Genomic DNA, 22,835 nt, shown 5'->3' on the forward strand with positions numbered 1-22,835 from the left:
GCCTTTCGTTCGGGTCCTGCTCCCTCGGACAAGAACAACGTTACGGACCATTGCGGCCACTTCCTGTCCTGAATCCCGGGAGAATCGACGCATGGCGAACACCAGCACCCGGACGCTTCGACTGCTCTCCCTGCTCCAGACCCACCGGTACTGGCCGGGCGACGAACTGGCCGACCGGCTCGGCGTCTCCGTCCGCACCCTGCGCCGCGACATCGACCGGCTGCGCGAACTCGGCTACCCCGTCGAGGCGCAGCGCGGCGTCGACGGCGGCTACCAGCTGGCGGCGGGTGCGGCGCTGCCGCCGCTGGTGATCGACGACGAGGAGGCGGTGGCCCTCGCGGTCGGGCTGCAGGCGGCGGCCGAGAGCCCGGTGGAGGGGGTCGCCGAGGCCTCGGTGCGGGTGCTGGCGAAGGTCGTCCAGGTGATGCCCGCCCGGCTGCGACGGCGGGTGGAGGCGCTGCGCGCGGTGACCGTCCCGGTGGACTGGGGGACGCGGACGGGCGCGGGCGTCGACCCGGACATCCTGACGGTGGTGGCGCTCGCCTGCCGGGACGACGAGCGGGTGCGGTTCTCGTACACGGCCGCCGACGGGCGCGGCACGCAACGGCACGTCGAACCGCACCGGCTGGTCTGCCTGAACCGCCGCTGGTACCTGGTCGCGTACGACCTCGACCGGGCCGACTGGCGCACCTTCCGCCTCGACCGGCTCACCGGCCCCTCCGGCAGCGGCGCCCGCTTCGCCCCGCGCACCCTCCCGGCCGCCGACGCGGCCGAGTTCGTCCGCGCGGGCCTCAACGGCATACCCAGGCCGCACCTGGTGGAGGCCCTGATCGAGTCGCCGGCGGAGCACGTCCGGGCCAGGGTCGGCCGCTGGGCCACCGTGGAACCCGTCACCCCGGACCGCTGCCGGCTGCGGATGACCGCCGACTCGCTCGACTGGCCCGCCATGGCCCTGGGCTCGCTCGGCGCCGAGTTCCGGGTGCTCGCCCCGGACGCGCTGCGGAGCCTGCTCGCCGACTGGAGCGCCCGCTTCGCCCGCGGGTCGGTCGAGGGCGAGGAGTAGGGAGATGCGGGAGCGGGACGTCGGGCTCGTCGGCTCCTGGTGCGGCGTGGTGGATGGGCGGGGGGAGTCGGTCAGGGGGCGATGGTGTCGAGGGTGGTGCGGAGGCGGCTGAGGGCGGCGGGGAGGACGGGGAGCGGGGGTGTGGCGAGGGCCAGGCGCAGGGCGTTGGGGTGGTGGGGGGTGGTGGCGAAGGCGTCGGCGGTGGAGACCAGGATGCCCTCGGCGGCCAGGGCGGCGGCCGCGTGGTCGGGGCGCTGATGGGGTTCGAGGGTGAGCCAGAGGATGTAGGAGGTGGGGTGGGCGGTGGTGGTCAGGCCGGCCAGGGCGGTGCGGGCGACGGCCTGGCGGGCGGCGGCGTCCGCGCGGCGTTCCCGCTCCAGGCTGGCGACCGTACCGTCGGCGAGCCAGCCGGTGGCGAGGGCGGTGATCAGGCCGGGGGCACCCCAGGCCGCCGTGCGCAGGGCGGTGGTGGCAGCCCGGAGCAGGTGGCCGGGCAGGACGGCGAAGCCGAACCGCAGGCCCGGTGCCACGCTCTTGGAGAGGCCGGCCAGGTAGCAGGTGCGCTCGGGGGCGAGGGCGTGCAGGGGTGGCGGCGGCGCGGCCTCCAGGAAGGCGTAGGTGCCGTCCTCGATCAGGGTGAAGCCGTGGTCGGCGGCGAGCCGGACGAGGCGCTCGCGCTGTTCCGGGCCGAGCACCCAGCCGAGCGGGTTGTGGACGGTCGGCTGGGTGTACACCGCCCGCACCGGCCGGGCGCGGCAGAGCCGGTCGAGCGCGTCGAGGTCCGGGCCCGCGGCGGTGACCGGGACGGGCGCCAGGTCCAGCCCGTGGGCGGTGGCGAGCAGCTTGATGCCCGGGTAGCCGAGGGCGTCCACGGCGAGGACGTCGCCGGGGCGGGTGAGCGTCCGCAGGACGCAGTCCAGGGCCTGCTGCGCCCCGCTGGTGAGCAGGACGTTCCCGGGCGCGGCGTCGATCCCGCGGTCCAGCAGGTGGGTGGCCACCGCGGCCCGGTCGTGCCGGTGGCCGCCCGGCGGGTGCTGGCGCAGCAGGGCTTCGGCGTCGCCGGAGGAGGCGAGCGCGCGCAGGGCCTGCCGCAGCCGGTCGCCCTGCCCGGGGGTGAGCGGCTGGTTGAAGGAGAGGTCGGCCACCCGGGGCACCGGGAGGGCCCGGGAGGGTTCGAGGCCGTCGTAGCCGGCGCGCAGCCGGACGAAGGTGCCGCGGCCCTGCTCGCCCACCACCAGTCCGGCGGCGGCCAGTTCGGCGTAGACCCGGGTGGCGGTGGCGAGGGCGATCCGCCGTTCGCGGGCGAGGGCGCGGTGGGTCGGCAACCGTGCGCCGGCCGGGAGCGCGCCGGAGCGGATGGCGGTCGCGTACTCGTCGACGATGGCCTTGTAGGAGGGCGGTCGCACGGGTCACCTGCCGTTCCCGGGAGTGGAGGCACGGGCGTGCCCGGGTGCGCACGGGCGTGGGCCCGAGTGTATCCAGGACAATAAGTGGATTGTCCTGGTCGGGTGTTCCTAGCCTCGTCACATCCAGCAGCGAGGCCAGGAACGGAGCACGCGCCCATGACCATCCGCAGCGAGCGGGACCGGCACGTCGTCACCCTCACCATCGACCGGGAGAAGAAGCTCAACGCCCTCGACTACCCGACGATCGACGCGCTGCTCGCCGAACTCGACCGGATCGACGCCGACGACACCGTCCGCGCCGTGATCCTCACCGGCGCCGGCGAGCGGGCGTTCAGCGCGGGGGCCGACATCCCGTCCCTGGCGGCCAGCGTCGCGGGCGGGCCCGAGCGGGCGCTGCGCGAGTTCGTCCGGCGCGGGCACACCCTCACCCGGCGGATCGAGGAGTTTCCCAAGCCGGTCATCGTGGCCGTCAACGGCCTGGCCCACGGCGGTGGTTGCGAGATCACCGAGGCGGCCCCGCTGGCCGTCGCGGCCGCGCACGCGAGCTTCGCCAAGCCCGAGATCTCGCTCGGCTTCCCGCCGCCCTTCGGCGGATCGCAGCGGCTGCCGCGGCACGTCGGCCGCAAGCGCGGCCTGGAGCTGATCCTCACCGGCGACCCGATCCCGGCCGCCCGCGCCGCCGAGATCGGCCTGGTCAACTCGGTCGTCCCGGCCGAAGAACTGATGGAAACGGCACGGCACTTGGCCGAGCGGATCGTCCGGCACGCGCCGACCGCCGTGGCCGCCTGCCTGCGGGCCGTGACCCGGGGCATCAACCTGCCGATCGACGAGGGGCTCGCGGTGGAGGCGGCGGCCTTCGCGGCGACCGTGCCGACCGACGGCGTCCGGGACGGCATCCGGCGCTTCCTGGACCGCTCGTCCTCCGGTGCGGCCTCCTGAGGCGGGTGCGGGAAATCCGTTGTCCGGTGGCGGTCGAGGGCCGATCATGACGGAATGTCGGATATCCGCGCCCGCGTGACCGCCTTCCGTGCCGCCTTCGCCCGCCGCCAGGCGCAGGAGGTCCTCGAACTGCCGGAGTTTCCCGGGGTGTTCGCCGTCCGGAGCGCCGAGTACGACCGCTCCGAGGAACACAATCAACTGATCGTCGAGGGGCCGGGAACCGACCCGGCGGCGCTGCCCGGGCTGGCCGCCCGGTGGCTGGGGCCGCGCGACCGGTACCGCGTCACCGTGCTGGACCAGGAGTCGGGCGGGCGAGCAGCCCCGGTGCTGGCGGCAGCGGGGTGGGAGCGGCAGGGCGAGGTGATCCTGACCCGCTCGACGGACGGCTGCACGCATCCCGAACCGGCCGCGAACCCCGTGGAGTTGGACGAAGTACGGGACGCGGTACTGCGTCAGCAGCGGGAGTGGATCGAGGACGAGGAGCTCGCCCGGCAGCTCACCGACCGCCGCGCCGCCCGGCTGCGCGGCGCCGGGCGGGTGCACTTCCTGGCCGTGCGGACACCGACCGGCGAGGTCGCGGCCTGGAGCGACCTCTACCTCGAACCGTCCGCCCGGCTCGCCCAGTTGGAGGACCTGGTGACCGGCTCGCGGCATCGCGGCGCGGGGCACGGCGACACCCTGCTGGCGACCGGCCTGGCGCTGGCGGCCGAAGCCGGCATCCCCCGGCTGTTCCTGCTCGCGGACGCGGTGGGCTGGCCGCGCGCGTGGTACGGCCGCCGGGGTTTCGCGGAGATCGGGCGCGGCCACTCCTTCTACGGCCGCTGAGCCGCTGCGGCCACTGGGCTTCTACGGTCGCTGAGCTTCTACGGCCACGGAGTTTCGTGCGGCACTCGCACGGCGCCCCGCACGGCGGCACCGGGCATCATGGAGCCATGGACCGGTACGAGGACCTCCCCGGCGAGGTCAAGGTGATCGACACACCTACGCTCCTGAGACTGCAGGAACGGGCGGAAGGGCTCGGCCTCGCCCAGCGGTTGGGTCGGGCGTGGGTGCGGGCCCATGCCGATCCGCAGGGACGGCACTGGCTGCGGCCGGCGCTGTGGCACGGGCTGACCCACCGCCCGGAGCTGCCGAGGCAGTTGCGCTGCGAGGCGGCGCTCGCCGTGCGGGGCGGGGACCGCGTGCGCAGCCTGCTGGACGTCCTGCCGGAAGACTTCGCCCCGCTGCGGACGGCGACCTTCCGGGACAGGGTGTGGATGCCGGTCGGAGGCGTCCTGTCGGCAGGGGGCCGGACCGCCCGGCAGGACGAGGGGTAGCGGCGGCCGGTCGCCGGGTCAGTCCCTCCCCGCTACGACGGCCGGCGGGGTTTCGCGACCGCAGTGGGCGGCGACGGTGTCCGCGAAGGCGCGGGCGAGCGGGCCGAGGTTCTCCCAGTCCCGGACGGCCCAGCCGGCGGTGAGGGCGGGCAGGTCGCGCAGCGGGAGCAGCCGCAGGCCGGGGTGGCCGGGGCCCTGCCACTGCGGGAGCGCGGGGACGACGGCGTGGCCGAGGCCGAGTTCGGCGAGCAGGATCGCGGTGTCCCAGTCCGCGACGCTGGTGTCGAAGACCGGCCGGACGCCCGACTTGCCGAGCCAGGCCTCGACCTGGGAGCGGGAGACGGAGTTCTGCGGCAGCCCGATCAGCCGGGCGTCCTGGAGGTCGGCGGGCGAGATCCGGGCCCGGCCGGCGAGCGGGTCGCCCGCCGCGACCGCGAGCACCCAGGGCAGGTCGACCACCGGCCGCTGGTCGATGCCCCGGGCCGGGGCGCCGAGGGTGATCCAGGCGAGGTCGACCCGGCCGGCGTTGAGCGACTCCAGGCAGCTGCGACTGGAGACCTCCGTCTGGAACTCCAGGCTGACCTGGGGAAAGCGCCGCCGGAAGTCCACCACGGCCGCGGACATGAAGTGCCGGATGCTGGTGGCCCCGGTGGTGATCCGTACGGATCCGCCCTCGCCGCGCGCGAGTTCGGCGATCCGGTGCAGCGCGTGGTCGATGCTTCCGAGCCCGGTGGCGACCGCCGCGCGCAGCAGGCTCCCCGCCCTGGTGGGGACGACCCCGCGCGGGTGGCGCTCGATCAGGGCGAGGCCGACCTCCCGTTCGAGCCGCTTCACGTGCTGGCTGACGGCGGACTGGGTGCGGTTCAGGTCGCGGGCGACGGCGCTGAGCGAGCCGGCCCGGCAGACCGCGGCGAAGACGCGGAGGTCGTCGATGGTCACGGGGACCCAAGGTATCGCTTGGGGGTACCCCAGTAAATCGGCGGATTGACTTGGATGTTCCGGGGGATCGATCATCGGTCCAGGGCCCAGGGCGGCAACCCGCCCGCTGTCCTCGCCGGCGTTCCGGACGCCGTGGCGGGGGCACGGGCGGGTGTCGACCCGCATCCGTGCAAGGCGATGTGCGCGCCGGTGTGCACATCGATGTTCAGGTTGCCGTTCATGTCGATGCGCACGTAGACGTGCGGGAGCGGTGACGTACGACGGGAGGGGGAACGGGCATGCGGTACGCCGATGGTCCGGGTACGCGGTGCGAGGTGTTCGTCGGGGCGCCGGTGGAGCGGGTGTGGGAGCTGGTGACGGACATCGGCCTGCCCGCCCGGCTCAGTCCGGAACTCCACCGCGTCGCCTGGCTGGACGGAGCGGACGGCCCCGCGCCGGGCGCCCGCTTCGAGGGGCACAACACCCGCGCGGGCATGCCCGACTGGCGGACGGTCTCCGAGGTGACGGAGCTGACCGGGCCGGCCGGCGGAACGGGACCGGCCGGGCCCGACGGCCGCCGGGTCTTCGCCTGGGGGGTGATGGACGCGGACGGCCGCTACGGCGAGCCGGTGTCCGACCTCGGCGGGGCACTGGCCCGGTGGCGCTTCGAGCTGACCCCCGAGGGCGACGGCACCCGGCTGCGCCAGTCGGTGGTGATCGGCCCGGGCCGCAGTGGCGCCAGCCTGGTCATCGACGCCAAGCCGGAACTGGAGGAGAAGATCGTCGACTTCCGGCTGAACGAGCTGCGCACCGGCATGACGGCCACCCTCGAAGGCATCAAGGCGCTGGCCGAGCAGGGGGACCGGGCCCGGCCCGAGCGTTGATCCCGAACCCGCGGGGCGGGACGGGCCGACCGGACCGGCCGCCGGTCCTGTTCCGCTGACGGCTGTCGTGGCTGGTCCCGGTGATGGTCCTCCTGGATCCGACCTACGACCGGTGGGACGCCGAGCAGGACGATCCGGTCCTGCTGCCGGTCGAACCGCTGGGCGGAACGGACGACCGGGAGCAGCCGATCCGCGTGGTGGGTCGTCAGTCGGCCGGTCGGGCACCGGGCCGGCGCAGTGCCGCCCGGGCCGGCAGCACGCCGGCGAGCAGGGCCAGGAGCAGGCAGAGGCCGGTGGTGAGGGCCATGGTCGACCAGGGCAGGGCGAGGTCGACCCGGGTGCCGAGCCGGGCGGAGAGGCCGGAGCGGACGCCCGCCAGGGTGACCACCGCGATCAGCAGGCCGAGCGCGGCACCGATCCCGACCGCCAGGGTCGACTCGGCGGCCACGATCCGCAGCACCTGACGGCGGGTCGCGCCGGACAGCCGCAGCACCGTGAAGTCCCCGGCCCGCTGGGCGGTGGCCATCAGCAGGGTGTTGGCGACGGCCAGGCTGCTGCAGCCGAGCGACGTGCCGATCAGGACGACCAGGAAGATCCGGACCAGGGCGTCGTCCTCGGAGGTGGTGCGGGAGGCGTACTCGGCGCTGCTCAGCGCCCGGGCGCCGAGCGGGGCGAGGACGGCCGACGAGGTGGCGCCGGCGGTGTGGACGACCGAGGTGAGCGCCGAGGGGTCGTGCGCCCGGACGGTGCGGGTGGTCAGCAGCACGCTCGCGGTGGCGGAGCCGTCGGTGATCTCGGCGACGACCGTGACGTCCACGGTACTGCCGTCCTCGAAGGTGACCGGGACGCGGTGGCCGGTGGTCCAGCCCAGCCAGGCGGCCGTGCCGGCCTTGACCACCATGGTGTTCTCGCCGGTCAGGCCGTCCAGGGAGCCGGAGGTGACGGTCATCCGGGCGCGGGCCCCGCGGAACGCGGCCTCGCTCATCCCCACCGCGCCGACGTGGTCGGTGCCGCCGGCGTAGAGCCGGGTGGGCAGCAGCGAGGCACCGCCCGGTACGGCGGCCACGGCGGCGTCGGAGAGCCCGGGTGTGCCCTGCGGGGTGACCACCGAGGTGGCCTGCTGCCGGACGGTCTCCTCCAGCGCGTAGCCGCCGGCCCGCAGCTGGAACAGTCCGGCGATCAGCACCGCGAAACCCACCGTCACCAGCACCGGAGCGGCGGTCGAGGCGGTGCGCCGGACGGCGGTCACCGCACTCTCCCGGGCCACCGCGGCGGTGGCGCCGCGCAGCCCGGCCAGCGGCCGGCAGACCGCGCGGACGATCGGCGGGAGGACGGCGGGTGCGAACAGCATGAGCCCGACGATCAGCGCCATGGCCGCGTACAGGGCGTTGTTGATCATGCTGTCGGACTCGCTTCCGGCCGCGACCACCACCAGCCCGAGCCCGAGGGCGGTGGAGATCCCGCCGGCGATCCACCGGCCGCGGGTCATCGGCCGGTGCTCGACGGCGGCCTCGCGCAGCGCCTCCAGCGGGGCCGTCCGGGCCGCCCGGCGGGAGGCCGACCAGACCCCGAGCAGCGCGACCACCAGGCCCAGCGCGAAGGAGCCGAGCAGCGGCAGCGCCCGGAACCGTACGGTGAATCCCGCCGGCTCCAGGCCGCCCTCGACCATCAGCGCGCCCAGCGCGGGCGCCAGCAGCGCGCCGAGCAGTACGCCCGCGCCGCCGGCCGCGACGCCCACCCCGAGCGACTCGGCGTACACCGTGCGCGCGATCTGACGGGGGGTGGCGCCGATGGTGCGCAGCAGGCCGAACTCGCGCCGCCGCTGGACGATCGCGAAGGCGAAGGTGGAGGCGACCACGAAGACGGAGACGAACGCGGTCAGCCCGGCCGTCGCGGTCAGGATCTGCAGGCCGATCCAGCGGGTCTTCTCGGCGCTCCTGTCCTCCAGAGCGGTGAGCGCGGCGCCGTGCAGCACCGTCCCGTCGCCGCCCACGGCGGAGGCCGCGGCCGCGGCGACGGCCGGGACGTCGGCGCCCGGCGCGGTGACCAGGCCGATCACCCGGACCCCGGGGGCGAGCGCCTCGGCGGCGCGGTCGGACAGGTAGAGGGACGGCGGGTCGACGGTCCCGGGGGCGGCGCCGGGGACAGTCCCTGACACGAGGCCGGACACGGTGTAGCGGGCCGGGCCGGCGGCGGTGAGCAGGGTGACCGGCGAGCCGGGTGCCAGGCCCAGCGAGGCGTCCAGCACCACCTGGTGCTCGTCGGCCGGCGGGCCGCCCGCGACGAGCCGCTCGGGCCCGAACGCGGTGCCGGACCAGTTGCGGCCGCGCGGTTCCGGGCCCGGGGCGCCCACCGGCCTTCCGTCGATCACCGGCTGGGCGTAGAAGGCGCGGTCCGGCACGGCCTGGGCCACGCCCGGGACGGCGGCCAGGGCGTGCAGCAGCTCCCGGGTGCGTTCCCGCGACCAGGGCCGGCCCGGGGTGAAGGTGCCGTCGGACTGGTCGACGGCGGGGCTCTGCACCACGACCCGGGTGCCCGCGTAGCGTCGGGGCACCTCCGGTTCGGCCGAGGTGAGCACCAGGGCGGTCATGGCCAGGACCGTCACGCCCAGGCCGAGCGCGACGAAGGTGCCGAGGAGGGACGTCCAGCGGGCGCGGACGGCGGCGAGGCTCAGCATGCCGGGGCCTCCAGGGCGGCCATCCGGCCGGCGATGACCGCGGCCTCGCTGCGGCCGTGCAACTCTTCCACGATCCGTCCGTCGGCGAGCAGCAGGACGCGGTCGGCGTAGCCGGCGGCGGTCGGGTCGTGGGTCACCATGATCACGGTCTGCCGGTGGCGGTCGACGATGCCGCGCAGCAGGGTGAGGACCTCGCGCGAGGTACGGGTGTCCAGGGCGCCGGTCGGCTCGTCGGCGAACAGCACGGCGGGCCGGGTGATCAGCGCCCGGGCGATCGCGACGCGCTGCTGCTCGCCGCCGGACAATTCGCTCGGCCGGTGCCCGCCGCGGTGGCCGAGCCCCACCTCGGCGAGTGCCGTGGCGAGTTCGGCCCGGTCCGGGCGGCGTCCGGCCAGCCGCAGGGGCAGGGCCACGTTCTGTTCGGCGGTCAGCGCGGAGACCAGGTTGAAGGACTGGAAGACGAAGCCGAGGCGCTCGCGGCGCAGCAGGGTCAGCCGGGTCTCGTCCAGGCCGCCGAGTTCGGTGCCGTCGATCACCACGGTGCCGTCGGAGACCCGGTCCAGGCCGGCCGCGCAGTGCAGCAGCGTCGACTTTCCGGAGCCGGAGGGGCCCATCACCGCGGTGAAGCTGCCGCGCGGAAAGGCGACGGTCACGTCGTCCAGTGCGGTGACGGCGCGGTCGCCGGTGCCGTACTGCTTGGTCACGGCCCGCAGGAGGACCGTGTCGGTCGAGTTCGTCATGGTCCCAGGCAACCCGTCAACGGTGGGGGAGCGCAGGGGCGTTGGGGCGAGAGCAGAGGTAGTGCCAGCACCCCTGCGGCGGGCGGTGGGCGGCGGCTAGGGTCGGCAGGGTGATCGCCGTCCGCAACACCCTGGAGGCGCTGGCCCAGCGGCCGTCGGCGTTCCTCGGCTCCGTGTGGCCGTGGCGCGCGCTGGGCTTCCTGCTCGCGGGAGCCGTGGTGGGGGCGACGGTCGCCGGGCTGGCGGCGCTGGCGGTGCTGCTGTGGGGCGGCCTGGGGCCCCTGGCGGTGGCGGTCGTGCTGCCGCCGCTGGCCCTGGCGGGGCGGGCGGTGACCGGGTACGAGCGGTGGCGGCTGCGGCTGGTGCTGCCCGGGGCGGGGCCGTCCGGGCGGGTGCGGTCGGGGCGGGTGGTGCCGGGGTCGGTACCGTCAGGGTCGGTACCGTCGGGTCCGGGGCCGCGGGGCGGGGCGGAGGGGCGGCGTGGACGTGCCCGCGAACTGTTCCGGGGGCCGGCGGCCCGGCGCGACCTCGGCTACGGGCTGGTCTCCCTGCTGCTGCTCTGGTGGATCGACCTCGGACTGGTCGCGGTGGGCCTCGGCACCCCGCTGTTCCTGCTGGCCGCCCCGTTCCAGCCCACCGCGAACCCCACCGCCTCCTGGCTCGGACCGCTCGCCGGACTCGTGCTGCTCCCGGTGGCGGCCTACCCGCTGGCGGCCTGGGCGGGGGTACGGGCGGTGACCGCCCGGGCCGTGCTGGAGCCCGCCGAGAACGAGCTGACCCGAGTGGTGGCCTCGCGGGCCCGGCTGGTGGACGCGTACGAGGTGGAACGGCGACGGATCGAGCGCGACCTGCACGACGGCGCCCAGCAGCGGCTGGTCTCGCTCTCCGTCAAACTCGGCCTGGCCGGTCTCGACCTGCCCGAGGAGTCGGCCGCTGCCCGGCAGGTCCGGGAGGCCCGGGAGGAGGTGCAGACGGCGCTGCGGGAACTGCGCGAACTGATCCACGGCATCCATCCGCAGGTCCTCACCGACCGGGGGCTGGAACCGGCGGTGCGGGACCTCGCGGGCCGCTCGGCGGTGCCGGTGGACGTCGACGTCGCGCTGCCCGGGCGGCCGCCCGCCCCGGTCGAGGCCGCCGCCTACTTCGTGGTCTGCGAGGCGCTGGCGAACGTGGTCCGGCACAGCGGCGCCCGGCGCGCCTCGGTGCACGGCCGCGCGGCGGCGGACGGGCTGGTGCTGGAGATCCGGGACGACGGGGCCGGCGGCGCCGACCCGGCCGCCGGAACCGGTCTGCTGGGCATCAGCGACCGGCTCGCCGTTATCGACGGCACCCTGTGCCTGCGTTCCCCGGCCGGTGGGCCGACCGTCCTGCGAGTGGAGATCCCGTGCCGGCACTTCGGTTAGTCGTCGCGGAGGACTCGGTGCTCCTGCGGGAGGGCCTGGTCTCCCTGCTGGAGCGGTTCGGGCACACCGTGGCGGCCGCCGTCGGCGACGCCCCGGCACTGGTCGAGGCGGTCCGGGAGCACCGGCCGGACGTGGTGGTCGTCGACGTCCGGATGCCCCCGGACAACACCGACGACGGACTGCGCGCGGCCCGCCGGCTGCGCGAGGAGGATCCGCGGCTGCCCGTCCTGGTGCTCAGCCAGTACGTCTCGCAGGGGTACACCGCGGAGCTGATCTCCGCCGGCGACCGGGGCGCGGGCACCGGCTACCTGCTCAAGGACCGGATCGGCGAGGTGCGGGAGTTCGTCGCCGCCCTCACCGACGTGGCCGGGGGCGGGACGGTGGTGGACCCGGAGGTGGTCCGCCAGTTGCTGACCCGCCGGCACGACCCGCTGCAGCGCCTGAGCCCCAAGGAGCGCGAGGTGCTGGCGCTGATCGCGGAGGGCCGTTCCAACGCGGCCGTCGCCCGTCGGCTGGTGGTCACCGAGGCCACGGTGGCCAAGCGGATCGCGAGCATCTTCACCAAGCTCGACCTGCCGCAGGCGCCGGACGACCACCGCCGGGTGCTGGCGGTGCTGAGGTACCTGGGGTCGTGAGGGCCCGCCGCGGCCGTGGCTGCGGTCGGCGGCCGTCAGTTCGGCGTGGCCGTCACCAGGACACCGGGTAGCGCACCGGGTGCCTGCCGATCCGGCCGGGCAGCAGGCCGATGACGACCAGCAGCACGGTGGCCAGGACGAGCAGCGGGAGGAAGGGCACGGGGTGCGGGGCCTTGCAGGACCACGATCACGGCGGTGGCCGCGGCCGGGGAGTGCGAGAGGTGGGTGAGCATCATCGCGCCCAGCGAGAGCCCGGCGGCCACGGCCGCGCCCCAGGTGGTACTGCCGGTGACGGCCAGGGTGGCGAAGCCGATCAGGGCCGACATCAGCCGGCCGCCGATCGGGTTGCGCGGCTGCGAGATCGGCAGCGCGGGCGCTCCGTGCACCAGCGCGGCACTGGCGGCCAACGGCGGGATCAGCAGCGGTTGAATGAAAGGTAGGACGTTTTGCCTGTCGGACAGTATCCGTCCACGGCGCCGGACCACCTCGGGAACCAGAGCGAGAGTGAGCAGCCCATGACCACGCCTTCCGTCACCGTCTTCCGGGACGTCCGCCCGTACGGTGCCGACCGGGCCGTCGACCTGATCGCCGTGGACGGTCGGACCGATCAGCCCGCGCCGACCAGCGTCGCCGGGAGGTAGCCGGAGGATATGCCCAGCTCCCACCCGTGCGCCTGGACCGCGAGGGCGGCGAGGGCGATCGGGACGACCGGGAGCAGGGTGCGGGGCCGGGCCGTCGCGGGCGTGCTGTCGCGGTGGAGGGCGAGGCGGGCGGCGAGCGCCTCCTCGAAGGCGGCCCGGTCGTCGTCCAGCAGGACCCGCAGCAGCCGCTGGTCCGGGCTCAGCCCGCCGGGTGCCGCCCCGGCCGCGGCGTCCAGGCCCCGGGCGGCGGCCGCGCGCTCGTCGGCGTCCGGCTTGCGCAGAGGGACGGGACCGGGGGCGATCCACGGCGACCGATCCGTCTCCACGACGAAGAGGTACGAGCCGAGGGCCGTCATCCCGGCCAGGTCCGCGGGCTCGGAGACGGACGTCAGGTCCGAGTGGGGCAGGCCGTCGCGGACCGCGGGCGCGTAGTCCTCGACGAGCAGCGGGCCGAGCATGCGGTCGCGGTGCGGCAGCAGACCGCCGATCAGGCACATCGCGAAGGCCTCCACCCAGGTCGCGGCCGTGGGCGCGAAGTCCACGACCGCACCGAAGCGGACGTCCTCGCTGTCCAGCGTCCTGCCGATGTACGGGAAGGGGACGTCGAAGTCGCCCCGGGGGAAGCAGCCGAGCTGGAGCACGCCGAGGGCGCACTCGGCCGCCGTCCACACGGCCGCGCGGGCGTCGGCTCCGGTGAGGCCCCCGTCCTCCAGGGAGAGGGCGGCGACGTGGTCGAGCAGCTCCTCGCCCATCGCGCGGACCGACCCGATGGTCACCTCGTCCTCAAGGTCGTACCAATGGCCGAGCGCCCGGCCGCGGACATCCCCCAGGGCGTCGCGGATCCGCTGCTGGACCACGGTGTGACGCGTCACTTCCCGCACGTGCTGGTGCCTCCCCGTCGGTGGTGCGGTCCGTCGTCCCGCGTACCCGTGCTGACGGAGAGGCACGCTAGCAGCGACCACTGACGCCAGGAGCCGGCGCTCAGAGGAGGCGGGCCGCGCCGGTCTCGTGGAGGTGGACCAGGGCGTCGTAGGCCGGGCCGATCGCCAGGCGCGGCAGCGGGTCGCTGCGGAACTCCGTCCCGGCGTCGTAGGTCGGGCGGGCGGTGTCCAGCCAGGAGCGGGTGGCCGGCGGGGCGGAGCGCAGGTCGACGTCGTAGTCGCGGGGGCGCACCCGGTCGAGGACGTACTCGTTCATTCCGGCGGTGGCCGGGGGAACGGTGACCTTCTTCCAGTCGGGGGCGAACGGGGAGTCCTTGGTGAGGAACGAGCCGCGGCCGAAGGTGAGACCGATGGCGACGTAGCCCGTGCCGAGGGCGTCGCGCAGGTACTCGCCCTGGGTCCTGGGGTAGAGCTCGGGGTCGCTGCTCCGGTAACGGCAGGGAGAGTGGATCCCCCTGCCACTATCAAGCTACAGCGTGACCCGGGGCTTGCGGCAAGGCCCCCGTTGTGGCGCAGAATCCCGACCGTAAGGCCATGACCTGCGGAAACGGGAGTCGTGAAATGCGCGTGTTGATGACGACATGGGGATCGCGCGGGGATGTCGAGCCGCTGGCGGGGCTGGCGGCGGCGCTGCGGGGGCTCGGCGCGGAGGTGCGGGTGTGCGCGCCGCCGGACGAGGAGTTCGCGGCCCTGCTGGCGAGGGTCGGGGTGCCGCTGGTGCCGCTCGGCCCGTCGGTGCGCTCGATCGTCGCCGGTCCTGAGCTGCCGACGGCGGAGGACGCGTTCCGGCTGGCCCGCGAGCTGGTCGCCGCGAGGTTCGAGACGCTGACCGCGGCGGCCGAGGGCTGCGACGTGCTGCTGGCGACCGGCCTGATGCCGGCGGGGGCGCGGGACGTCGCGGAGAAGCTCGGCCTCCACTACGTGCTGGCCTGCTTCCACATCTTCGGACTGCCCTCGCGGCACTTCCGTCCCGGCCGGCGGCCGGGCACGCCGTCCCCGCAGGACGAGACCGACTACCGGAAGCTCTGGGAGCAGGACGCCCAGCGGGTCAACGGGCTGTACCGGGAGGCGCTCAACGACCACCGGGCGGCCATCGGTCTGCCGCCGGTGCAGAACGTCCGCGACCACGTCTTCACCGAGCGGCCGTGGCTGGCGGCGGATCCGACCCTGTGCCCGTCGGAGGGCATGACGGAACTCGACGTGGTGCCGACCGGGGCGTGGATCTTCCCCGACGACCGCCCGCTCCCGGCCGACCTGGAGGCGTTCCTGGACGCCGGTGAACCACCCGTGTACGTCGGCTTCGGCAGCATGGCCGCGCATGCCCCGGAGGGCATCGCGCGGGTGGCCGTCGAAGCGAGCCGTGCGCACGGCCGCCGGGTGCTGCTCGCCCGGGGTTGGGCCAGGCTCACCCCGATCGACGACCGCGAGGACTGTCACGTCGTCGGCGAGGTGAACCAGCAGGCCCTGTTCCGCAGGGTGGCCGCCGTCGTCCACCACGGCGGCGCCGGCACCACGACGACCGCGGCCGTGGCGGGCGTGCCGCAGGTGGTCGTCCCCCGGATCGCCGACCAGCCGTACTGGGCCGCCCGGGTCGCCGAGTTGGGCATCGGCGCGGCCCACCTCGACCGGACGCCGACCGTAGACTCGCTCTCCGCCGCGCTCGGTACGGCCCTGGTGCCCGGGACCCGGGCGCGGGCGGGGGCCGTGGCCGGCGGCATCCGTACCGACGGGGCAACGGTGGCCGCGAGGCTGCTGTTCGAAGCCGTGGGCCGGAAGGTGCCCGCCGGGTCCGGGTGAGTGTCCGGGGAGCCGGGCCGCGCAGGTGCCGGGTGAACGGCGGTGCGGGCCGGGTGAACGGTGGCGCCCGGTGAACGGCGGTGCGGGCCGGGTGGGTTCGATTCCGGATCGGCCTCCTTCCGATCGAACAGGGGTGGTTGTCGGCCCGCGCACGGCCGGTTCCGGCATTGATCCGGCGACCGGCGGCCGGGTGTCGGCAGGGTCGGTTAGGGTGCCCACTTGCGCGCCCGGTCACCGCAGGCCATGCGCGAGGGGAGGGCGGCATGACCGACGGCACGCACGGGGGAGTGGGACAGGACGGGGACGGCATCCAATGGCTCGCCGAGATCGGCCGGCCGGCCACGGGTCGACCGTCAACGGGACGCCGGTCAACCGGCCGACCGTCAACGGCCGGACCCGACCCGGACGGTGAGGTCGGCGGCGTCGTCTTCGCCCGGGGGATCACGCCCCAGGAGCTCGCCCGCCGGATGGGCGCCGACCCGGCCACCGCGACCGAGCCGATCAGCGACACCGAGATCCGGGACCTGGACATCGAGGTCTACCGCCCCGGTGACGACGGCGACGGTGTGATCCGGGTCGGCGAGTGCGCCGGCTGGTCGTTCGCGATCGAGTACGGCGACTCCACGGGCGGCGAACTGCTCATCGAGATAGCGCGCGACGGCGTCGAGGTGGTGCACTTCCGCCCGATGCCGGAGCAGCGGCCGGCCCTGCTCGACTACGCCCGGGACGGCGCCGTGCTGTGCGGCTTCGGCCTGGGCGAGGAACGCTGGCGCTGGGGCCAGGAGCCGGACCTGCTGGTGCCGGACCTGGTCGCCGCCGGAGTCCTGGAGGCCGACGGCGTGACCCCTCGCGACCCCGGGCGCGAGCCCGAAGGGGCCGCCCTCCGCCGCGCCCTCGGTGCCGTCGAGCGGCGCTTCGGGCTGAGCCTGCCCCGGGCCGCCCTCGGCGGGCTGCGCCTGCCGGCGTACGCGGTGCGGGGAACCCCGGGCATGGCGCTGCGCTGAGGGGCTGCTGCGCCGGCGACCCGCGGCACCGATGGCCCGCGAAGCGTTGACGCAGGCGCGGAGGAGGGCCCGGCAGACGAAGGGCAGGGCGAACGGCGGACGCGGGAGCGGCGGGAACGGCAGCGACAGGAACGGCAGACGCGGGAGGGACAGGAACGAGAGCGGCAGGCGCGGAAGCGACGGGAACAGGGTGGTCACGGCAGGGTTCCTTTCCGGGCCCCACCGGCGGGGCCCCGATGGCCGTCATCCTTGCGCGCCGGCTGCTCGTCGCACATGTGCCGATCGGGAGGTTCCCGAGGCGCAATTCCTGCCCTGGCCCTGCCGATCGGCAGGGCCAGGGCAGGACGGGGGCCGGGGGAGACGCGCCCCCACCGTCGTCGCGAGCCTCCGCAGCCGGGCCGTGGGCCCCGTCCTTCACCCGGTGGGCCGGTGGAATCCGGTTCGGCGCACGCCCCCGTCCAGGGGGTTCCACCAGGCATCCGCGGGATCCGGCCCCTAGGGTCTGTGGTGCGTCGACGAACCGAGCGCCGGGCGTACGCCGTCCCGCCGAGCGCCGGGGCGTCCGGCCGGCCCGAGGCCGCGTGCCGGGTGCCCGGCCGACCCGAGAGGTGGACCCACCCCATGCACACCGTCGTCCGCGGCGCCGGAGCGTTCGGCCTGGCCGCCCTGCTGCTCACCGCCGCCACCGGCTGCCAGGGCGACGGCTCCTCCGCCGCCGAGCCCGCGCCCACCTCCGCGGCCGGCGGCGCGGGGACGGGGACCGGCGCCGCCACCGGAGCGGCCGCCCAACAGCTGGACTGGCACGCCTGCTCCGCCCCCATCAGCGCCCAGGGCAGCGGCACCGCGCCCGCCGCCGAGGACTGGCAGTGCGCCACCCTCAAGGCCCCGCTGGACCACGGCACACCGGACGGTACGACGATCGACCTCGCACTGATCCGCAGCCGGGCCAAGGATGAGGAGCACCGGATCGGCTCGCTGCTGTTCAACTTCGGTGGCCCCGGCGCCTCCGGCGTGGCCACCCTGCCCGCCCTCGCCGCGAGCTACAGCTCCCTCAACTCCCGCTACGACCTGGTGAGTTTCGACCCGCGCGGAGTCGGCGCCAGCGCCGGGGTGACATGCCTGGACGACCGGGCGATGGACGCCGCCACCGCCGCCGACAGCACCCCCGAGACCCCCGAAGCGGTGAAGGCCCTGGACGCCGACAACGCGGGCTTCGCCGCCGCCTGCGAGCACAACTCCGGCGCGGTGCTGCCGTACGTGGACACCGAGAGCGCGGCGCGCGACCTGGACCTGATGCGGCAGGTTCTGGGCGACCAGAAGCTCTCCTACTTCGGCTTCAGCTACGGCACCCAGCTCGGCGGCGTCTACGCGCACCTGTTCCCGCAGCAGGTCGGACGGATGGTGCTGGACTCGGTGGTCGACCCGACCAAGGACCCGCAGCAGTCCGCGCTCGGCCAGGCCCAGGGCTTCCAGCTCGCCCTCGGCGACTTCATGAAGGCCTGCGCCGCCCAGGCCGGGACCGCCTGCCCGACCGGTGCGGGCGGCGACGACGGCACCGCGAAGGTCGAGGCACTGGTGCAGAAGCTGGCGCAGTCGCCGCTGCCCACCAAACAGGGGCGGCAGCTCACCGAGAGCCTGGCCGTCACCGGCATCGTGGGCGCCCTGTACAGCCAGGAGACCTGGCCCGCGCTGGCCGCCGGGCTCACCGAGGCGATGGAGCTGGGGACCGGCGACACGCTGCTCCAGCTCGCGGACGGGCTGAACGGGCGCGACGCGCAGGGGCACTACAACAACCTGAACGCCGCGAACCGGGCGATCAACTGCGTGGACGCCCGGCAGCGCTACTCCGACCAGGACGTGCAGCAGCAGCTGCCGCAGTTCCGCGCCGCCTCCCCGGTGTTCGGGTCCTTCACCGCCTGGGGCCTGACCGCCTGCACCGGCTGGCCCGTCCCGGGCAGGGCCGCCCACCCGGAGGTCTCCGCGCCGGGCGCCGCCCCGGTCCTGGTGGTCGGCACCACCGGCGACCCGGCGACCCCGGTGGAGGGCGCCCGCACGATGGCGCAGCAGCTCGGCGCGGGCGTCGGCGTCACCGTCACCCTGCAGGGCGAGGGGCACGGCGGCTACAACACCGGCAACCCGTGCCTGAAGCAGACCGTGGACGCCTACCTCCTGGACGGCACGGTGCCGGCGGACGGGACGACGTGCGGCTGAGCGGCCGGGCGGTGGGAAAGTGGCCCACTGCGGCAGCTGTCGATTGGCTCTGGAGAGTGGGCCACTCGGTCCACTAGCCTCTCCGGTGTGACGAACGATGTGACGAACGATATGACGACCGGCGCGCCCGCCCAGCACCTCGACCAGCACCTCGACAACGGCCACCGGGCCGACAGCGACACCGTCAAGGTCGACTTCTACTTCGACCCCGTCTGCCCCTTCGCCTGGATAACCTCCCGGTGGATCCTGGAGGTCGATCGGCAGCGCGAACTCGACCTGAACTTCCGGGTGATGAGCCTGTCCGTCCTCAACGAGGGCCGCACCGACCTGCCCGAGCGCTACCAGCGCCTGATGACCACCGGCTGGGGCCCCGTGCGGGTCTGCATCGCCGCCGCCGAACAGCACGGCCCGCAGGTGCTGCGCGAGCTGTACACCGAGCTCGGCACCCGACTGCACGACCAGGACCGCGAGGCCGACGACGCCGTCATCCGCGAGGCGCTCGTGGCAGCGGGGCTGCCGGAGGAGCTGGCCGAGGCGGCGAACAGCACCGCGTACGACGAGGCCCTGCGCAAGAGCCACCACGAGGGCATGGACCCGGTCGGCGAGGAGGTCGGCACGCCGACCATCCACGTGGACGGCGTCGCCTTCTTCGGCCCGGTGCTGAGCGCCATCCCGCGCGGCGAGGACGCCGTACGGGTCTTCGAGGGCGTGCGGCTGCTGGCCGGGTACCCGAAGTTCTTCGAGCTCAAGCGGACCCGGACGGGCGGACTCGACTTCTCCTGAGCCACCCCGGCGGAGGCCGCGCCGTGCCCGCACCGAGCCCGCGCCGAGCCCGCGCCGTGCCCGCACCGAGCCCCACGGAGGACTGCCGCGGGCCCGGCCTCCGGCCCGTCAGCCCCGGCGGCGCTGCTTGATCCTGATCGGCCCCGACCGGGGGTGGCCGATCACGGTCAGCACCGGGGCGCCCGGCTCCGCCTGCTCGGCGGCCTTGTTGACGATGTTTCCGGTGTTGGTGCTCGACGGGTCGATGCGTACGCCCCAGCCGCGCGGGACGATCAGCCGGATGTGGCCCATGCCGGTCGACGCCTCGACCGTGATCTCCTGGTGGGGGCACACGGCCTCGGTGAAGTCGACCGTGAGCAGCGAGATCTTGGTCTCCGCGACGATCCGGCGGGGCACGGACCAGCGGCCGCTCTGCACCATGTTGTTCATCCGGGGCCGGAGCGTGAGGACCTCCTCCGCCGCGGACGCGTCCCGGGCCTCCACCCGGCCGCCGAGGTCGGCCACCAGGATGTCGAGTTCGCCGTACGTCCGCGCGGCGTAGGTGCGGTCGAGCCGCTCCTCCAATTCCCCGAGGTCGATGCGGCCGTCACCGGCGGCGACCCGCAACTGCTCGGCCACCGCCTCCCGGTCGCTGTCCCCGGCCCGGGGTTCCACGGCGGCCTCGGGCGTCTTGTGCAGGGCTGGCAGTTCCTCGTTGACCATGCGGCTACTCTAGGTCACGAATCGTCCTGGTGGGCGGCTCGATCGCCAACTCCGCACGGCCCGAGGATCCTTGAGCGCGCCCGGAGGAGCGGCCGAAGAAGCGGCCGGCGGGGGACGGCCGGAGGGGGCGGCCGAGGACGCGGGTCGAAGGGCCGTCGAGGACGCGGCCGCCTCGGCCGGAGCGGCCGGGCGAAGGCTTCGCCGGGTGCGGTGGAAGCGCCCGGCAGGCTTCCGCGAACCCGTTCGCGACGGCCCGCCCCCACGTGCCGGACCGGCCTTCGGCGTGCCCGAGTCCGCCTTCCGTGCCCGATGCCGTGCCCGACGCCGAGCCCGACGCCCGAGCCCGACGCCCGAGCCCGATCCGGCGCTGCGGGCCGTGGCGCCGAGCGGGTCGTTCTCCCCCGAGTGGACCGTTGCCACCCCCTTCGGGCTCCCGTCCGGGCCCGGACCGTCCGACCATGGAGGGGCGGAGGCTGTTCGGCCCCCCGAGAGGCGGTGAGCGTGGATGATCGTACGAATCCGGCTGCGCGCTGTCCGTCACTCCGCGACTCCACCTGGTCCCGGTTCCAGCCCCGGCCCGGACCCCGGCGCCGACCGCGGCTCCGACCCGGGCCCCGGTTCCGACCAGGGCCCCGGCGCCGACCGGGGCTCCGACCCGGGCCCGCGCCCGAGGCAGAGCTGGGGCCAGCCGCGAGGCCCGAGCCCCGGCCAGGGCCGGAACCAAGGACCCGGTCAGGGGCCCGGCCAGGGCCGCAACCAGGGCCCCGGCGGTCCGGCCAAAGCTCCGCCTCCGCCGTCGTGGCGCCGCTGGCTGCTGCCCGTCGCGGTGCTGGTCACGCTGCTCCTGCTGGTGCTCTTCTCCAGTTCCGGCAAGCCCGGCACGCGCTACGGCTACTCCGACTTCGTGAGCCGGGTGGACTCCGGCCAGGTGCAGACCGTGAACGTCAGTGACACCGGCGGGGTGAGCGGCACGCTCAAGGACGGCACCCACTTCACCAGCCAGATCCCCACCGCCCTGGACACCTCCCAGCTCAGCGGCGCGCTCGCCGACCACCACGTGACGGTCACCGGCAGCCGGAGCAGCAGTGGCTCGATCTGGTCGACCCTGCTGCTGTTCCTGCCGCTGCTGATCTTCGGTGCGCTCTTCCTCTGGTCCGGCCGGATGGCCGCCCGCTCGCTGGGCGGCGGTCTGAGCGCCATCGGGCGGTCCCGGGCCAAGATCATCGAGGCCGAGCGGCCGGACACCGGGTTCGCCGACGTGGCCGGGTACGAGGGGGTGAAGCAGGAGGTCAGCGAGGTGGTCGACTTCCTGCGCAGCCCGGAGCGGTACGCCGCCGCCGGGGCCAAGGGACCACGTGGGGTGATCATGGTCGGGCCGCCGGGCACCGGCAAGACCCTGCTCGCCCGGGCGGTCGCCGGCGAGGCCTCGGTGCCCTTCCTCTCGGTGACCGGCTCCGGCTTCGTGGAGATGTTCGTCGGCGTCGGCGCCTCCCGGGTCCGCGACCTCTTCGACGAGGCCCGCAAACGCGCACCGTCGATCATCTTCATCGACGAGATCGACGCCGTCGGCGGCCGGCGCGCGGGCGGCACCCGGTTCGGCGGCAACGACGAGCGCGAGCAGACCCTGAACCAGCTGCTCGCCGAGATGGACGGCTTCGACCAGAGCACCGGCATCGTCGTCATCGCCGCCACCAACCGCCCGGACGCCCTCGACCCGGCCCTGCTGCGCCCCGGCCGCTTCGACCGGCAGGTCACCGTCCCGCTGCCCAACCAGGCCGAGCGGGCCGCCATCCTCGCCGTGCACTCCCGCGGCAAGACCCTGTCCCCGGACGTCGACCTCGGACGGCTCGCCCGCGGCACCCCCGGCTTCTCCGGCGCCGACCTCGCCAACCTGGTCAACGAGGCCGCCATCAACGCCGTGCGCGCCGACCGGGCCACCCTCACCGCCGACGACCTCGACACCGCCCGCGACCGGGTGCTGCTCGGCCGCCGGGAGTCCTCCAACGCGCTGCTGCCCGAGGAGCGGCACGCCGTCGCGGTGCACGAGTCCGGGCACGCGCTGATGGCCGCGCTGTGCGAGCGCGCCGACCCGGTCGCCAAGGTGACCATCCTCCCGGCCGGCGTCGCCCTCGGCGCCACCGAGCAGCTGCCCGAGGCCGAGCGGCACCTGTACAGCGAGGGCTACCTGACCGACCTGCTCACCGTCCAGCTCGGCGGCCGCGCGGCGGAACTGGTGGTCTTCGGCGAAGGCTCCACGGGCGCCGCCAACGACCTCGCCAACGCCACCTCGGTCGCCACCCGGATGGTCCGGGAATTCGGCCTCTCCCCGGAGCTCGGGCCGGTCGGCTACTCCAGCGGCACCCCGCACTACCTCGGCGACAACCCCGAGGACCTGCTGCGCCGCCCGTACTCCGAGCAGACCCAGCGCGCCGTGGACGAGGCGGTGGCCGGCCTGCTGCGCCAGGCCGAGCGGCGGGCCCTCGGCCTGCTCACCGAGCACCGGCACCACCTGGACGAGCTGGCGGCGCTGCTGGTGGCCCAGGAGACGGTGGACGGCGCGGTGGTGCTCGACATCCTGACGCACCCGGCGCCGGGCCCCGAGCGGCCGGTCTCGCTGCGGAAGCCGGACGGGCCGGCGGACGTGGACGGGCCCACGAACGCGGACGGCCCGGGGGAGCCCGCCGGCCCGGGGGGAACCCCCCGCCCGTGACGGCCGCATCGTCGGTGGTCGTATCCTCGTGACCGCGCCACCCACCACCGTCCCGAGGAGTCGGA

At 75.1% G+C, this 22,835-nt stretch carries 20 protein-coding genes and 1 pseudogene; 13 read left to right on the top strand and 8 right to left on the bottom strand.

Annotation, left to right across the window (positions count from 1 at the left end; genetic code table 11):
* Nucleotides 1-91: 91 nt before the first annotated feature.
* Entirely contained in the window at nucleotides 92-1,063 is a 972-nt protein-coding gene (locus ACZ6EM_RS22745; RefSeq protein ID WP_401050532.1) for a helix-turn-helix transcriptional regulator, read from the top strand.
* A gap of 71 nt (nucleotides 1,064-1,134) precedes the next feature.
* On the opposite strand, the gene ACZ6EM_RS22750 is transcribed toward ACZ6EM_RS22745, so the two are convergent.
* Nucleotides 1,135-2,469: an aminotransferase-like domain-containing protein gene (locus ACZ6EM_RS22750; RefSeq protein WP_465773100.1), complete on the bottom strand. Its 1,335-nt coding sequence runs from the start codon at nucleotides 2,467-2,469 to the stop codon at nucleotides 1,135-1,137.
* A gap of 156 nt (nucleotides 2,470-2,625) precedes the next feature.
* Here ACZ6EM_RS22750 and ACZ6EM_RS22755 point away from each other — a divergent pair, with 156 nt between their 5' ends.
* From ACZ6EM_RS22755 to ACZ6EM_RS22765, 3 genes are all read left to right on the top strand, one after another.
* Nucleotides 2,626-3,408 carry a crotonase/enoyl-CoA hydratase family protein gene (locus tag ACZ6EM_RS22755; protein ID WP_465773101.1) on the top strand — a complete coding sequence of 261 codons (783 nt, stop codon included), beginning with the start codon at nucleotides 2,626-2,628 and terminating at the stop codon, nucleotides 3,406-3,408.
* Nucleotides 3,409-3,483: 75 nt separating this feature from the next.
* A complete protein-coding gene (locus tag ACZ6EM_RS22760) occupies nucleotides 3,484-4,233 on the top strand; it encodes a GNAT family N-acetyltransferase (RefSeq protein WP_465773102.1) in 750 nt (249 codons plus the stop codon).
* Nucleotides 4,234-4,340: 107 nt separating this feature from the next.
* A complete protein-coding gene (locus ACZ6EM_RS22765; RefSeq protein WP_465773103.1) occupies nucleotides 4,341-4,724 on the top strand; it encodes a hypothetical protein in 384 nt (127 codons plus the stop codon).
* Between the two features lie 18 nt (nucleotides 4,725-4,742).
* On the opposite strand, the gene ACZ6EM_RS22770 is transcribed toward ACZ6EM_RS22765, so the two are convergent.
* On the bottom strand, nucleotides 4,743-5,663 hold the full coding sequence (locus ACZ6EM_RS22770) for a LysR family transcriptional regulator (RefSeq protein WP_452179202.1): 921 nt from the start codon (nucleotides 5,661-5,663) through the stop codon (nucleotides 4,743-4,745).
* Nucleotides 5,664-5,941: 278 nt separating this feature from the next.
* Between ACZ6EM_RS22770 and ACZ6EM_RS22775 the strand changes: the two genes are divergently transcribed.
* Nucleotides 5,942-6,526 (top strand): SRPBCC family protein, encoded by a 585-nt coding sequence (locus ACZ6EM_RS22775; RefSeq protein ID WP_380540621.1) that lies wholly within the window; start codon nucleotides 5,942-5,944, stop codon nucleotides 6,524-6,526.
* A 205-nt stretch (nucleotides 6,527-6,731) separates the two neighbouring features.
* On the opposite strand, the gene ACZ6EM_RS22780 is transcribed toward ACZ6EM_RS22775, so the two are convergent.
* A complete protein-coding gene (locus tag ACZ6EM_RS22780) occupies nucleotides 6,732-9,203 on the bottom strand; it encodes an ABC transporter permease (RefSeq protein ID WP_465773104.1) in 2,472 nt (823 codons plus the stop codon).
* Nucleotides 9,197-9,943: an ABC transporter ATP-binding protein gene (locus tag ACZ6EM_RS22785; protein WP_401049341.1), complete on the bottom strand. Its 747-nt coding sequence runs from the start codon at nucleotides 9,941-9,943 to the stop codon at nucleotides 9,197-9,199. Before ACZ6EM_RS22785 ends, ACZ6EM_RS22780 begins: the two co-directional genes overlap by 7 nt.
* 110 nt (nucleotides 9,944-10,053) lie before the next feature.
* On the opposite strand from ACZ6EM_RS22785, the gene ACZ6EM_RS22790 reads away from it, so the two are divergent.
* The gene (locus tag ACZ6EM_RS22790) at nucleotides 10,054-11,346 is read left to right on the top strand and encodes a sensor histidine kinase (protein ID WP_465773105.1); all 1,293 of its coding nucleotides are present in this window, start codon (nucleotides 10,054-10,056) and stop codon (nucleotides 11,344-11,346) included.
* Nucleotides 11,328-11,981 (top strand): response regulator transcription factor, encoded by a 654-nt coding sequence (locus ACZ6EM_RS22795; protein WP_359898483.1) that lies wholly within the window; start codon nucleotides 11,328-11,330, stop codon nucleotides 11,979-11,981. Before ACZ6EM_RS22790 ends, ACZ6EM_RS22795 begins: the two co-directional genes overlap by 19 nt.
* Before the next feature lie 224 nt (nucleotides 11,982-12,205).
* Here the strand turns inward: ACZ6EM_RS22795 and ACZ6EM_RS22800 are convergent.
* Nucleotides 12,206-12,466, bottom strand: a pseudogene (locus tag ACZ6EM_RS22800) (HPP family protein); the annotation flags it as partial.
* Between the two features lie 30 nt (nucleotides 12,467-12,496).
* On the opposite strand from ACZ6EM_RS22800, the gene ACZ6EM_RS22805 reads away from it, so the two are divergent.
* The gene (locus ACZ6EM_RS22805) at nucleotides 12,497-12,622 is read left to right on the top strand and encodes a hypothetical protein (protein ID WP_465773106.1); all 126 of its coding nucleotides are present in this window, start codon (nucleotides 12,497-12,499) and stop codon (nucleotides 12,620-12,622) included.
* Here ACZ6EM_RS22805 and ACZ6EM_RS22810 read toward each other — a convergent pair.
* Together ACZ6EM_RS22810 and ACZ6EM_RS22815 are read right to left on the bottom strand one after the other, a co-directional pair.
* Nucleotides 12,589-13,494 (bottom strand): immunity 49 family protein, encoded by a 906-nt coding sequence (locus ACZ6EM_RS22810; protein ID WP_465773107.1) that lies wholly within the window; start codon nucleotides 13,492-13,494, stop codon nucleotides 12,589-12,591. The genes ACZ6EM_RS22805 and ACZ6EM_RS22810 overlap by 34 nt on opposite strands.
* A 109-nt stretch (nucleotides 13,495-13,603) precedes the next feature.
* Nucleotides 13,604-14,014 carry an erythromycin esterase family protein gene (locus ACZ6EM_RS22815; RefSeq protein WP_401050806.1) on the bottom strand — a complete coding sequence of 137 codons (411 nt, stop codon included), beginning with the start codon at nucleotides 14,012-14,014 and terminating at the stop codon, nucleotides 13,604-13,606.
* Between the two features lie 110 nt (nucleotides 14,015-14,124).
* On the opposite strand from ACZ6EM_RS22815, the gene ACZ6EM_RS22820 reads away from it, so the two are divergent.
* The 4 genes from ACZ6EM_RS22820 (at nucleotide 14,125) to ACZ6EM_RS22835 (ending at nucleotide 19,358) form a co-directional block, all read left to right on the top strand.
* Complete coding sequence (locus tag ACZ6EM_RS22820; RefSeq protein ID WP_465773108.1) at nucleotides 14,125-15,360, top strand: glycosyltransferase; 1,236 nt, start codon at nucleotides 14,125-14,127, stop codon at nucleotides 15,358-15,360.
* 263 nt (nucleotides 15,361-15,623) lie between these two features.
* Entirely contained in the window at nucleotides 15,624-16,364 is a 741-nt protein-coding gene (locus ACZ6EM_RS22825) for a DUF6461 domain-containing protein (protein ID WP_452179209.1), read from the top strand.
* Between the two features lie 621 nt (nucleotides 16,365-16,985).
* Nucleotides 16,986-18,575 carry an alpha/beta hydrolase gene (locus ACZ6EM_RS22830; RefSeq protein WP_401054579.1) on the top strand — a complete coding sequence of 530 codons (1,590 nt, stop codon included), beginning with the start codon at nucleotides 16,986-16,988 and terminating at the stop codon, nucleotides 18,573-18,575.
* 87 nt (nucleotides 18,576-18,662) lie between these two features.
* The gene (locus ACZ6EM_RS22835) at nucleotides 18,663-19,358 is read left to right on the top strand and encodes a mycothiol-dependent nitroreductase Rv2466c family protein (RefSeq protein WP_465773109.1); all 696 of its coding nucleotides are present in this window, start codon (nucleotides 18,663-18,665) and stop codon (nucleotides 19,356-19,358) included.
* Nucleotides 19,359-19,466: 108 nt separating this feature from the next.
* Here the strand turns inward: ACZ6EM_RS22835 and ACZ6EM_RS22840 are convergent, their stop codons facing one another.
* Nucleotides 19,467-20,060 (bottom strand): DUF1707 SHOCT-like domain-containing protein, encoded by a 594-nt coding sequence (locus ACZ6EM_RS22840; RefSeq protein WP_401054575.1) that lies wholly within the window; start codon nucleotides 20,058-20,060, stop codon nucleotides 19,467-19,469.
* A gap of 505 nt (nucleotides 20,061-20,565) precedes the next feature.
* On the opposite strand from ACZ6EM_RS22840, the gene ftsH reads away from it, so the two are divergent.
* The gene (gene ftsH, locus ACZ6EM_RS22845; protein ID WP_465773110.1) at nucleotides 20,566-22,770 is read left to right on the top strand and encodes an ATP-dependent zinc metalloprotease FtsH; all 2,205 of its coding nucleotides are present in this window, start codon (nucleotides 20,566-20,568) and stop codon (nucleotides 22,768-22,770) included.
* Nucleotides 22,771-22,835 lie beyond the last annotated feature (65 nt).

The organism is Kitasatospora sp. NPDC041917 (genome assembly GCF_055589745.1).